Source organism: Clostridium sp. CAG:221 (genome assembly GCA_000435835.1).
Classification (GTDB): Bacteria; Bacillota; Clostridia; order Clostridiales; family Clostridiaceae; genus Clostridium.
The window spans coordinates 68,855-82,143 of record FR883427.1 but is presented as its reverse complement, the minus strand read 5'-3'; the positions used below and the strand labels follow the sequence as shown (position 1 = coordinate 82,143).

Genomic DNA, 13,289 nt, shown 5'->3' with positions numbered 1-13,289 from the left:
CATATATAATATGTAGTTTTATATATTATCTATACATTTTAAATTCACCTTTAAAATCAGTGAACTCAACTGTTACTTTCACTTTTTCTCCACCGTATCCAGTATTAAAACTTCCTTCAGCATTTTTTTCTTTTATTACTTGGCTTTCCTGAAGTAAGTTTCCACTACTATCATAAGACTTAATAACTACAGAGCCGCTTTTTATCTTTCCTTCATAATTAATTATTGTTGGAGACATAGTATAACTTCTAGTTCCTGTATGTTCTTCTTCAAACTGTTGATTGCAAAAATAATCATTTCTTACTACAACCTCTTCATAGTGATTTCCAATATTAAGATACTCTATAAATGTAATAACAGGAGTGCTTATTACTATTAAAAAGACTGCAATAACTACTGCTATAGCTAATTTCTGATTTTTTGATACACCTTTATTATTCTTTGTTGTAACAATTCCCTCTGGTAGCTTTTCAGCACAATTAGCACAATATTGCCACCCTCTCTCTACCTTTTCTCCACAGCTTGGACAAGTTTTGTTATAGCTTATTCCACAGTATGGGCAAGCATTAGTGTTCTTAGGTGTTGCCTTACCACAATTATTACATATATTTTTGTTATTTCTAGATACTAAAATATAAATAATTATACCTATTGGAAAAACAATTACTGAAATAATTGTCCATAACCACCAAAACTCCTCACCTTTCTTCATTGCATCTCTAGCTACCCATATAGCTTGTCCAATGAATATAACTAACATTACTAAAAGTGGTATAATCGCTACTAAATTCATTAACATCTTTCTCTTCTCCCCTTCATAAAACTGTCAATATATGTACTTAGTAAATAATTCTTAATTTTTTCGAAAGTTTTTATTCATATTTTCTTTCTTTATTTGACACCATATTGACACATAATATCTTTATTATAATATTTGTAAAGTAGTTAAAGCATTATTATTTACCCCTAAAACCATCTTTATATAGTTGGTCCTAGAGCTATTCGTCCCCCAAATGTAATAGCTCTAGGTTTTTTTATGTTCTTTTTTCTTTTAATATATTTACCTCTTCTATAGCTCTTTTTTTATCAATCTTATTAAATAATATAGCTATTTCATCTATTCTAACGTTATTTTGCTCAATATAACTCCAAATAGGTTCTTCTATTTTCAATGACTTTCTTATTTTTTCGCAAGTATTTGGTATAAAAGGCTCTAATAAATTAGATAAATTCACTATTATCTGTATGCAATTATATATAACCTCACTGCATTTTGCTGGATTAGTGTTTATAAGAGCCCATACATTTGCTGAATCAAAATATTTTCTATACTTTTTACAGAAATTCATCACTAAGGTAAGTGCCTCCTTGAAATATCCCTCTTCAATATTATCTCCAACTTGGAAATACAAGTTAAACATTTCTTCTTTTAATTCCTTGCTAATCTTTCCACTAGGTATTCTTCCATTGTATTTTTTATTAACAAAAGAAATAACTTTACTTGTAAAACCTCCTAAGTTTGCTGCTAAATCGTGGTTATTAACGTTTATATAATCTCTCCAGGTAAAATCAGCATCTTTTTCTTCAGGAGAATTTAAAGCTAAATAATATCTAAAGCTATCTATATTATAATTCTTAGCTATATAATCAGCCCATATAGCCCAGTTCTTTGCTGCTGAGAAAGATTTTCCTTCAAGCTTTAAATATTCACTTGATATAATTCTTAAATTTGGATTTTTTATGCCTAATCCTACTAATATAGCAGGGAAAATAACTGTATGGAACGGTATATTATCTTTTCCATGAACAAAATAAATTCTCGAATCATCTCCCTGCCAATACTCTCTCCAATCTTCATTTCTTTCTTCAAGACATTTAATACTAGCTGTAAGATATCCCATTACAGCTTCAATCCATACGAATATCCTCTTGTCTTCATAACCCTCTAAAGGTACATGGACACCCCAGTTAAAATCTCTTGTTACAGCTCTATCCCTCAAACCTTCATCAAGATATCTCTTAACTATGGTTTGTGCATTCTTTCTCCAACCATTTTGCTTTATATACATACGCTTAACATCATTTTCAAATTTAGATAAGGTGAAAAATAAATGTTTTGTTTTTCTTACTACAGGCTTTTCTCCACAAATTGTACAAACTTTATCCCTTACTTCATAAGACTCAAATTGCGCCTGACATTTGCTACAGCCATATCCATGAGCTTTTTCTCCACAAACAGGACATAGCCCTTCAATATTTTTATCTTCTAAATAACAATTGCACTTTTCACAAAAAGTCTGTTCAACTTCCTTTTCATAAATATATCCCTTATCATATAAATCTAAAATAAACTCTTTAACTTTATCTTCATGATAATAAGTATGTGTTTTTTCAAAAATATCAAAAGAGAACCCTAATGTCTTGAAACATTTCTTAAATTCATTGTGATATTTCTCCACTGTTTCTAGTGGAGTTATTCCTTCCTCTTCAGCCTTAGTTGTAACAGGAGTACCATGACAGTCTGTTCCTGAAAGAAAAATAACATCATCCCCCATCATCCTATGATATCTAGCTAAGATATCTCCTGGAAGTAGCACTGCTATTCTTCCTAAATGAAGTGGTCCATTGGCATATGGCCATGCATTACCTATTAATATATTCATAAAATACCCCCTCTTTTTTAATGATGAATTATGAATGATGAATGATGAATTTACGAATAAACTCACAGAGTTTTAAAAATATAATTTTCAGAAATTCTGTAAGAATTTCATCATTAATTCATAATTCTTAATTCATAATTCATCATTTACTAAGTTTATCATTACCTAAGTTCTCAATTTTAAAATAAGGTGTTGAGCATGCTCAACACCTTGTTTTAATTATCTTACTTGGCTTCCTGTTGGTAGTTCGCCTGGATTTACTAAAGTTAAGATGCTATCATCATCTGTTGATGCTGCTAGAATCATTCCTTGAGATAATTCTCCTCTTAATTTAACTGGCTTTAAGTTAGCAACAAGAACTACATACTTACCAACTAATTCTTCTGGCTTATAATGTACTGCTATTCCTGATACCACTTGTCTTTCTTCACCATTTAAATCAACCTTTAATTTTAATAACTTTTTAGCTCCCTTAATTTGCTCACAAGCAAGAACTTTTACAACTCTTAAATCTATCTTAGAAAAATCATCGATTGTGATTTCTTCCTTTATTGGTTGCATTTTATATTCTTCTTTTGGCTTATTAGCTTCTATTGTAGCTAATCTTAAAGCTTCTAATTCCTCTAATTTCTTTTCAACATCTATTCTAGGGAATAATGCTTCTCCTTTTGAAACCTTAGTTCCTGGAGTAGTTCCATCAAATCCGCTTAATGATTCAAATGATTTTGTAGTTATATTTAATTGTGCATCTATCTTTTCACTTGTTGAAGGTAAGAATGCTGATAATAATACTGAAGAGAATCTTAAACTTTCCACTAAGTTATATAAAACTGTTCCAAGTCTTTCTTTCTTTTCTTCATCCTTAGCTAATATCCAAGGAGTTGTTTCATCTATATATTTATTAGCTCTTCCTATAAGTTCAAATATATGCTCTAATGCTTCTGGAATTCTTAATTCATCTATTGAAGCTGAAACTTTCTTAGGAGTTTCTAATGCTAATGTTATAAGTTCATCATCTATTGCTTCTTTAGCAAGTGGTGCTGGAATTTCTCCAGCAAAGTATTTTTCAACCATTGCAACTGTTCTTGAAAGAAGGTTTCCTAAGTCATTACATAAATCTGAGTTTATTTTCTTTATAAATATTTCATTATTAAATAATCCATCTGCTCCAAATGGAATTTCTCTTAATAAGTAGTATCTTACAGCATCAACTCCAAAGTTTTCTACTAAAGTAACTGGATCTACTACATTACCTTTTGATTTTGACATCTTTCCACCATCAACAAGTAACCATCCGTGACCAAATACTTGCTTTGGTAATTCAAGACCTAATGCCATTAACATTATTGGCCAGTAAATAGTATGGAATCTTAATATGTCCTTACCTATTAAATGAACATCTGCAGGCCAGAATTTCTTGAATAATTCGTCATTATCACTACCATATCCTAAAGCAGAAATATAGTTTGATAATGCATCTATCCAAACATAAACTACGTGTCCTTCATCAAATGTTACAGGAATTCCCCAGTTAAAGCTTGTTCTTGATACACATAAATCTTGAAGACCTGGTTTTAAGAAGTTATTAACCATTTCATTTTTTCTTGACTCTGGTTGTATAAATTCTGGGTGAGCTTCAATATATTCCATTAATCTATCAGCATATTTGCTCATTCTGAAGAAGTATGCTTCTTCCTTTGATGTTTCTACTGGTCTTCCACAATCAGGACAATTTCCATCTACTAATTGAGTTTCAGTCCAGAATGATTCACATGGAGTACAGTATAATCCTTCATATGAAGACTTATAGATATCTCCTTGATCATATAATTGCTTAAAGATTTTTTGAACTGTTGCTTTATGATAATCATCAGTAGTTCTGATAAATTTATCGTAGCTTATGTTCATCATGCTCCATAAATCTTTGATTCCAGCAACTATTTCATCAACGTGCTCTTTTGGTATTATTCCCTTTTCTTCAGCAATTCTTTGAATCTTTTGTCCATGTTCATCTGTTCCTGTTAAGAACATTACATCATATCCTGTTAATCTCTTATATCTTGCTATTGCATCAGCTGCTACAGTTGTATATGTATTACCAATATGTAGCTTAGTTGATGGATAATAAATTGGTGTAGTTATATAGTAAGGTTTTTTACACATATCTATTCCTCCTAAAATAATTATATAAAAAAAACCTCTATATAAGCTGTTTTGCCCATATAGAGACGTTATATACGCGTTACCACTCTATTTTAAACTTATTTCACAATAAATTTCTCATTAAGTGAATATCTTCACTTTGCAATATAACGGTTGCACCCGTATCATCTTACTTAAATTTTCAGATGATCTGCTCCGAGGCCATCTTCATATAATTTCAATGCACTGGTTTCCACCATCTCCAGCTCTCTTTAGCAATCAATTATACTACTCTTCTCTTCTATGCATTTATCAATTTTATGATATTATAAAATAAAAAAACTGTCAAATTTTATATACTTAAGCCTCTATATTTTTGTTTTTTATTTGTTATAATATTAACAGGAGAGGATGCATACAATGAATTACTTTAAATTACCTAAAGTAGGCCTTAGAACTTTCAAATCAGGACTTGCTGTTTTTCTATGTCTACTTTTAATTCCTAATGAACCATTTTTTGCTTGCCTTACAGCAGTTATTTGTTTAGGTGATACCGTTACAAATTCTGTTGATACAGGCATAAATCGTGGCGGTGGAACTATAATTGGAGCATTTTCTGGGTTATTATTCTTATTCATATTTAGATTTTTAGAAAATCATATTTCAAATACATATGTCTCTAAATTGATAATCTATATGTTAATTGGCTTTGGAATAATTATTATGATATCACTATGTAATAAAGTTAAAAGGCCTGGTGCAATTAATATCACATGCATATCATTTCTTGGAGTAACTACTGCTCATGCTTACTCTGATCCATTATATTATGCATTAAATAGATCTTGTGAGACAATCCTTGGAATAATAATCTCTATATTAGTAAATACACTTATTACTCCTCCACCACATAAATAGTAGAACTGAGTTTTACTATTTAATGATGAATTTAGAATTATGAATTATGAATTAAGGGTGAAATTCTTACAAAATTTCTGAAAATTAATTTTTTCTAAACTCCCAAGCAATTTAATGATGAATTATGAATTACGAATTATGAATTAATGACAAAACTCACAGAGTTTTTATAATTACATTTTCTAAACTCCCCTTACAGGAGTTTATTCCTTAATTCATCATTCATCACTCATCATTCATAATTAATAATATAGGCTTTCTGATGGATATACTGCATCACAAGTTATATCTATTCCAAGCTTTCTGAAAGTTTGTTCATCATTAGTTGGAAGTATTATTGTTGAATGTGCTTGCCCGCCTTTAAGCATTGGTAGTTTTTCCATTGCTGCTTGAGCCATTGGATTTGTTGCTGCACAAATACTTAATGCTATAAGAACTTCTTCACAATTTAATGCAACATTTTTACTTGATAAAGTTTCTGATTTTAATTTGTTTATAGGTTCTAATATTACTGGTGAAATTAAATGAATATCATCTGAAATATTTGCTAAATGCTTAATTGCATTTACTAAAACTGAAGCAGAGCTATCTAAAGTTTCAGTACTTCTTCCTGTAATTATAGTTCCATCTGCCAACTCTAGAGCAATAACTGGTACTATTTCATTTTTACCTACTGTTTCTTTTAATTCTTCTGCACGCTTTCTAGCTGGTAAAACTACCTTTCTATCTTCTTCCTTTAAATTAACTTGCTCCATGATAAGTTTTGCCGCTTCAAAAGTTTCCTTATCTACATAACCCTTTTTATATTCACAACCAGTTTTAAAGTATCTTCTGATTATCTCTTGTCTTGATGCTTCTTTAACAACTTCATCATCTATTATACCAAATCCTACTCTATTAACGCCCATATCAGTTGGAGATTTATACACAGATTCTTTACCAGTAATCTTTTCTATTATTCTTTTTAATACAGGGAATGTTTCAAGATCTCTATTATAATTTACAGCTGTTTCCCCATAAGCATCTAAGTGGAAGTGATCTATCATATTTACATCCTTAAGGTCTACTGTTGCTGCTTCATAAGCTATATTTAAAGGATGCTTTAATGGCACATTCCATACTGGGAAAGTTTCAAATTTTGAATATCCTGCTGCATTTCCTCTCTTATATTCATGATATAACTGGCTTAAGCAAGTTGCTAACTTTCCACTTCCTGGACCTGGTGCTGTAACTACCACTATTGGCTTGCTAGTTTCTATATATGGATTCTTACCATATCCCTCATCACTTACAATTGTATCTACATCTGTAGGATATCCTTTTGTAGCTCTATGCTTATAAACTTTTATTCCTCTTCTTTCTAGCTTATTAATAAATACTGTTGCAGATGGCTGGTCATTATATCTAGTTATAACTACTGAATTAACTTCCAAATCATAAGATCTTAAATCATCAATAAGTCTCATAACATCCATATCATATGTTATTCCAAAGTCGCCTCTTATCTTATTTCTCTCTATGTCACCAGCATATACGCAAATAACTACTTCAACATTTTCTCTTAACTTATGTAATAATTTAATTTTTGCATTTTCATCGAAACCTGGTAGAACTCTCTTTGCATGAAGGTCAAATAATAGCTTCCCACCAAATTCTAAGTATAGCTTATCATAATTATTTACTCTTTCTAAAATATATTTAGATTGCTCTTCTAAATATTTTTCATGATCAAATCCTATTTTCATTTTTTTCAACTCCAGTATATTATTTTTATTTCTTTTACAATATACAAGCAATTATATTATATATAATTGCTTGTATTTTTATCCTACATACACATATTTTATTTTTACAAAATATATAATATTATTGCATAAAAAGACATTATTGTAAACACGAAGCCGAAATTAATTTTCAATTCCTTATTTATAGTTCGTAAAAAATAATAATCACTGAAGAATTAAGCTTTAATGGTTATCATTTTATCACATGCACCATATTTTTTCATACTTTTAGATAAATATATAGTTTAAAATTTTGGAATACTTATATTGATTTTATTTTTAGAGGTGAATTTAATGAGACTTCCTAAGCATATAGGAATTATTCCTGATGGAAATAGACGCTTTGCCCTTAAGAAGGGCTTAGGTAAAGAAGCAGGATACTCCTATGGAATTACCCCTGGATTATCAGTTATAGACTTATGTCATAAATACGGTATAGAAGAAGCTACCTTTTATGGCTTTACCGTTGATAATACTAAAAGACCAGCCATCCAAAAAGAGGCTTTTACTAATGCATGTATAGATTCTGTTAATGAAATGAAAAAGAAAGATGTTGATTTATTAGTTGTTGGTAATACTGACTCTCCATGTTTTCCTAAGGAGCTACTTCCTTACACTAAAAGAACTACCTTTGGGTCTGGAGGATTAAAAGTAAACCTTCTAATTAATTATAGTTGGGAATGGGATTTATCTTCCATAAACCTATCTGCTTCTCAAACAAAACATATAATTCCTCAGCTTCATTCAAAAGATATTTCTCGTATTGATTTAATAATAAGATGGGGAGGAAGAAGACGACTTAGCGGATTTTTGCCTGCTCAGTCTGTTTATTCAGACTTTTATGTATTAGATACCCTTTGGCCAGACTTTAAAGAAGAACACTTTGTTGATGCCTTAAATTGGTATAATAAGCAAGACGTCACACTGGGAGGATAAAATTTAATTATGAATGATGAATTATGAATTAAGAATTGAAGATGAAACTCGAAGAGTTTCTAAGAAACATATTTTTCTTAAACTCCCCTTAAGGGAGTTTATTCCACAATTCATCATTCATAATTCATCACTCATCATTATCTAAGTTTTACTTTTTCAATGAAGTTCTCAACTCCAACTCTTTCTATCATTAAACCAAGCTTCTCCCCTAATTCAGCTTCTGCTTTATAATATTCAAAGATATTGTCTACTAATTTTAGGGCTTCTTCTTCTGTAAGGTCCTTAGCAATAATATCTGCTATTCTTGGATGAAATCCTGCTGATCCTCCTGCCACAACCATCAATCCTGACTTATCAGCTATTATGCCAAGATCTCTTGCATATACACTTCCACAAGCATTTCTGCATCCAGCCACTCCAATCTTTGTTCTGCATGGCATTTCTTTTTTAGCATATTTTTTAGTAAGCTTCACACCTATACCAATGGTATTATACTTACTTCTTTTACAAAATCCTGCTGGGCAGCTTTCTATATTCTTTACTGAGTTAGTTGTTATAACTGCTGGCTCCATTCCAAGATCTTCCCATACCTTCGGTAAATCCTCTTCCTTTAAATTAGTAATTAGTATTCTTTGACCTGATGTTATCTTCAATACGGCTTCGTATTTTTTTGCCACATTAACAATTTTCTCTAAGGTTTCTGGTTGTATAAATCCACTTGGAATATCCGGTGTTATTCCAAAGGTTCTCTTTCCATCACGAATCTTTTGTAAATTTCCATAATGCATAAATTTCTCTCCTAACTAAATATAAGAACTCTATAAAGAGTCCTTATATAAATATTATTAACTATTTAAAACTAAATGCTCTATTGCTTTGGCAACTCCATCATTTTCATTTGTATCTGTAATATAATTTGCTACTTCCTTAATTTCTTCAAAAGCATTTCCCATAGCAACACCCATACCTGCACATTCAATCATATGAAGATCGTTTCCTGCGTCTCCCATAGTTATTACCTGGTCTAATGTTATTCCCATATGCTTAGCTAACATTTCAACACCAACGCCTTTATTTACTTCTTTATTTAAGAATTCAAGAAAATATGGTGCACTTCTAACTACTGTATATTTATCATATACTTCCTTTGGAAGATTATCTATAGCTTTTTGTAATACTTCCTCTTCATCAATCATCATTATCTTTATAATACTATGATCTTTTTCTAACTTATTAAAATCTTCAATATTTATCTTTATATTATTAATATTTGCTTCCACTTCAGTGTATTTACTGTTTTTAGGCGTAATTAATCCTTTTGTTTCTGAGAAAGCATGAATATTTACCCCTAGTTCCTTACTTATTTCATATAGATAGTGTAAATCTTCACCAGTTAAGCCTATTTTACAAATTGCTTCTCTATTCTTAGTCTTTAAAACTAAACCACCATTGTAACTAAGTACATAATCATTTTCACCATACATGTCTAATTCTTCTAAATATTTAGTTACACCATCTATAGGTCTTCCTGTTGCTAATACTACCGTTACTCCTTTTTTTCTAGCATCCTCTATTGCTTTTTTAGTTCTTTCAGATACTGTCTTATCCTTTCTTAATAAAGTTCCATCCATATCTAATGCTATTAATTTATAATTCAAAAATACTCACCAATCCTTACTTATACTTTTGCTTCTTAATTACTAATTATTATATCACAGTTATAAATCCAATAGCAAAAATATATATTATTCTTTTTCATAACCTACATATTTCTCTATTATGTCAGAAAATCCATCTCTTTTTAATATAGCAATTACTATGCCAGATATTTCATAGCTAGAAGTATCTTCTCCTTCTTTTCTTACTTCTTTTATTTTAGAATTTATGTCTTCCACTAATATCTTTACATCTGATTCATTTAGTAGCTCCTTGCTTTCATTAGTAGCACTTAAAATACTAATTTTTATCTTTTCAAGATCAAGTTCTTGAAGTCTTCCATCTCTCTTTATAACTTTCATCATATATCACCTCAAGATTTATTTTGTCTTGTTACCAATGAAAATACTCTTGCTAACTGGTGATTTTATTTCTTTTATCATAAATTTCAGTTATCTTATTGTAATTACTTATTATTATTTTAGATACTAATGTCAATGATGCAAAATTTATCAGTATATATTTAATTAATGCTATCAATTTAAACTTAGAAATTGCATCTGCAAAATATTGTGCTGCTCTATAATACAAGGCTATATTATTAACTATTGCTGCTCCTTTATTAATAATTACTCTTAGCATATTATCAACTTTCATAGATGATACCATCATAAATAATAACAAAATACTAACTATACTGATTAAAATTCTTCCTTTTTTTTCATTACTTATTTTAAAATACTTTATTATCATTCCTACCATAATTCCAAGTGCCATTGGCAAAAATGGCGTAATAATTATACATACTAAAGATATAAGGTAAAATGTAATTACACGGCTTGGATTATAAAAATAATATATATATATTGATGGAATAACACATAATATAATTAATATATAACTTGCTATAAGAATACTTATTATCTTTGCAGCAATTATACTTTTAGGTGAAATTGGCAATGTTCTAAGCATACTATTATTATTCACATTAAAAAATCCATTATCTGCTTTATACATAGCTAATAAAAATATTGCCACTGATACAATTATATTAGATAGTTTGAACAAAACATCTTGGCAATTAGAAGCTTCTAGCTTATTTCTAAGCAATATAGAGTATGTTAATATAAGATAACAACATAAGCACATCATGAAAACAATCATCATCAATATGGATTTTAACTTACGCTTTTCCATACTCTCTTCTATTTTATTGGAAAAGCCATTTATGCCCCAATCTTGAAGCATCATAATTTTTATTAAGACTTTTAATTGATTCATTTCTATTCTCCCTATAGCATATATGCTATAAATTTTATACCATTTTATATTTATTTTTATAATATATAGTATATTAATGATTTAAGGATTTCTAAATTATGATTTCTAACTTTATAAAAAAAATATATACGAAACTTAATTTAAAAAACCTTCATCTATTTTCATCAAGAAGTTATGCCAAAGACTACTTATCTACTGCAGAATCTTTTATAAACTTAAAAAACATTACTAGCTCTAGCATGTATCTAATTTGGGTTGATACCTCTAATTTCAAAACCAATATCTTTAAAAAATCTAAAAATTCCTGGACCCTATATAAAAGTTTTTTATGTACCATAGGCAAACCCTGGCAACCAACCATTAAGGGAACCTTTTTTGTTGGCGCAAAAGGTTATTCTTTTGGTGAAAGTCGTGGCTTTAGATGCCTCTACTATACTCAAATTAAAGGAAACTATCTCTTTCACTCCATAGTCTATTATTTAGATGGTACTATAAAGGATGATAGGCTTGGCATGCAACTCACTGATGGTTGTGTTCGACTTTCCACCGAAAACGCCAAATGGATTTACGATAACATCCCTGAAGGAACAACCATCTTTATTAATTAAGAATTATGAATTATGAATTATGAATTATGAATTAAAGATGAAATTCTTACAGAATTTCTGAGAAATATATCTTTTCTAAACTCCCCTAAGGGAGTTTATTCCTTCATTCATCATTCATCACTCATAATTCATCATTAACTAAGTTCATCATTCATAATTCATAATTTTTATTTTGCTTTCTCCACTTCTGGATAATTAACTCCCTTTGTATCTACTGTAATAGATTCTATAACTACTTCTTTTTTGGGTTTATCGTTATTATCAGTTGCTACTTTGCTAATGTTCTTTACTATGTCTAGTCCACTTATAACTTTACCAAAGGCAGCATATTCACCATCTAGATTATTATAATCTCCTACCATAATGAAAAATTGACTTCCTGCTGAATCCTTACTTCTTGCTCTTGCCATTGATAATACACCATCAGTATGCTTTAAATCATTTTCTGTATAACCATTACTGGAAAATTCCCCTGCTATAGAATAGCCTGGACCTCCTGTTCCGTTTCCTTCTGGATCTCCACCTTGTATCATGAAACCATCTATAATTCTATGAAAAGTTAATCCATCATAAAATCCAGAGTTTGCTAAAGAAATAAAATTATTTACTGTATTTGGTGCTTTACTTGGATATAACTCTGCTTCAATAGTACCATAATCCTTTACTACTATTGTAGCAATTGGAAGTTCACCACTTTCCACAATAGAATCATCATTACTTTCTTTAACTTCTTTACTACTTTCATTTTTAGTACATCCCATAGCTGCAATTATTGCTGTACAAACTGTTGCAGCTAAAATAATTTTTTTAACAATCTTCATATTTCTACCTCAATTTACTAGTTTTTTACTATAACACTTATTATATCATTTTTTCTATATAAAAAGGAACACTATTTAATTAATAGCGTTCCTTTAAAAGTAGCTATATTTATTCTAAATCTTCTCCATCCATTGACTTATATTCTGGCGGATTCTTATCATTACCAATATTATTTTGATTCTTATGTAGCTTTTGTCTTCTTAAACCTCTTTCTGTTTGATTCATTGTTGCCATTTTTTTTGTCATTTCTTTTACACTTCCTTAACCATAGTATTATAAATATATGTTAACAATTTTTTCCTTCAAAATTTTTATATTGAAAAGTCTTTTCTATATTGCTTAAATTAATATTTTCCTCTTTACTTCTCATTTTGCTTTCTTCAAACTTTTTTTGCTTTACTTTAGTCATTTGCTTCACTCCTTTCCATATTATTTTTAACCTATTTTTTATATTAATACCTAGTTAATTTTTTAGACTC

General features: G+C 29.6%; 14 protein-coding genes and 1 other annotated feature. Of the genes, 3 read left to right on the top strand and 11 right to left on the bottom strand.

What is annotated here, in order from left to right:
• Positions 1-25 precede the first annotated feature (25 nt).
• The 3 genes from Q5O44_RS13460 to metG (Q5O44_RS13450) form a co-directional block, all read right to left on the bottom strand.
• The gene (locus tag Q5O44_RS13460; RefSeq protein ID WP_022168962.1) at positions 26-799 is read right to left on the bottom strand and encodes a zinc ribbon domain-containing protein; all 774 of its coding nucleotides are present in this window, start codon (positions 797-799) and stop codon (positions 26-28) included.
• A 235-nt stretch (positions 800-1,034) separates the two neighbouring features.
• Entirely contained in the window at positions 1,035-2,663 is a 1,629-nt protein-coding gene (gene metG, locus Q5O44_RS13455) for a methionine--tRNA ligase (RefSeq protein WP_022168961.1), read from the bottom strand.
• Positions 2,664-2,882: 219 nt separating this feature from the next.
• The gene (gene metG / locus Q5O44_RS13450) at positions 2,883-4,826 is read right to left on the bottom strand and encodes a methionine--tRNA ligase (RefSeq protein WP_022168960.1); all 1,944 of its coding nucleotides are present in this window, start codon (positions 4,824-4,826) and stop codon (positions 2,883-2,885) included.
• A gap of 58 nt (positions 4,827-4,884) precedes the next feature.
• Positions 4,885-5,118 (bottom strand) — a binding site (T-box leader).
• Positions 5,119-5,225: 107 nt separating this feature from the next.
• Between metG (Q5O44_RS13450) and Q5O44_RS13445 the strand changes: the two genes are divergently transcribed.
• Positions 5,226-5,723, top strand: coding sequence for an aromatic acid exporter family protein (locus Q5O44_RS13445; RefSeq protein WP_022168959.1), 498 nt, complete (start codon positions 5,226-5,228; stop codon positions 5,721-5,723).
• Positions 5,724-5,965: 242 nt separating this feature from the next.
• Here Q5O44_RS13445 and Q5O44_RS13440 read toward each other — a convergent pair whose 3' ends face one another.
• Positions 5,966-7,468, bottom strand: a complete 1,503-nt coding sequence (locus Q5O44_RS13440) for a DUF1846 domain-containing protein (RefSeq protein WP_022168958.1) — start codon at positions 7,466-7,468, stop codon at positions 5,966-5,968.
• Positions 7,469-7,801: 333 nt separating this feature from the next.
• Between Q5O44_RS13440 and Q5O44_RS13435 the strand changes: the two genes are divergently transcribed.
• Positions 7,802-8,443: an undecaprenyl diphosphate synthase family protein gene (locus Q5O44_RS13435; protein WP_022168957.1), complete on the top strand. Its 642-nt coding sequence runs from the start codon at positions 7,802-7,804 to the stop codon at positions 8,441-8,443.
• Positions 8,444-8,580: 137 nt separating this feature from the next.
• On the opposite strand, the gene Q5O44_RS13430 is transcribed toward Q5O44_RS13435, so the two are convergent.
• The 4 genes from Q5O44_RS13430 to Q5O44_RS13415 all read right to left on the bottom strand — a co-directional run bounded on the left by Q5O44_RS13430 (position 8,581) and on the right by Q5O44_RS13415 (position 11,380).
• Positions 8,581-9,231: a nitrite reductase gene (locus Q5O44_RS13430; RefSeq protein WP_022168956.1), complete on the bottom strand. Its 651-nt coding sequence runs from the start codon at positions 9,229-9,231 to the stop codon at positions 8,581-8,583.
• A 57-nt stretch (positions 9,232-9,288) separates the two neighbouring features.
• A complete protein-coding gene (yidA, locus tag Q5O44_RS13425) occupies positions 9,289-10,101 on the bottom strand; it encodes a sugar-phosphatase (RefSeq protein ID WP_022168955.1) in 813 nt (270 codons plus the stop codon).
• Between the two features lie 87 nt (positions 10,102-10,188).
• Entirely contained in the window at positions 10,189-10,464 is a 276-nt protein-coding gene (locus Q5O44_RS13420; protein ID WP_022168954.1) for an ATP cone domain-containing protein, read from the bottom strand.
• A gap of 49 nt (positions 10,465-10,513) precedes the next feature.
• Positions 10,514-11,380: a hypothetical protein gene (locus tag Q5O44_RS13415; RefSeq protein WP_022168953.1), complete on the bottom strand. Its 867-nt coding sequence runs from the start codon at positions 11,378-11,380 to the stop codon at positions 10,514-10,516.
• Positions 11,381-11,478: 98 nt separating this feature from the next.
• Between Q5O44_RS13415 and Q5O44_RS13410 the strand changes: the two genes are divergently transcribed.
• Positions 11,479-11,988, top strand: coding sequence for a L,D-transpeptidase (locus Q5O44_RS13410; protein ID WP_022168952.1), 510 nt, complete (start codon positions 11,479-11,481; stop codon positions 11,986-11,988).
• A gap of 167 nt (positions 11,989-12,155) precedes the next feature.
• Here Q5O44_RS13410 and Q5O44_RS13405 read toward each other — a convergent pair whose 3' ends face one another.
• From Q5O44_RS13405 to Q5O44_RS13395, 3 genes are all read right to left on the bottom strand, one after another.
• Positions 12,156-12,809: a peptidylprolyl isomerase gene (locus Q5O44_RS13405; RefSeq protein ID WP_022168951.1), complete on the bottom strand. Its 654-nt coding sequence runs from the start codon at positions 12,807-12,809 to the stop codon at positions 12,156-12,158.
• A gap of 109 nt (positions 12,810-12,918) precedes the next feature.
• The gene (locus tag Q5O44_RS13400; protein WP_022168950.1) at positions 12,919-13,056 is read right to left on the bottom strand and encodes a clostri-philic family protein; all 138 of its coding nucleotides are present in this window, start codon (positions 13,054-13,056) and stop codon (positions 12,919-12,921) included.
• 40 nt (positions 13,057-13,096) lie between these two features.
• Positions 13,097-13,219: a hypothetical protein gene (locus tag Q5O44_RS13395; protein ID WP_022168949.1), complete on the bottom strand. Its 123-nt coding sequence runs from the start codon at positions 13,217-13,219 to the stop codon at positions 13,097-13,099.
• Between the last annotated feature and the right edge of the window lie 70 nt (positions 13,220-13,289).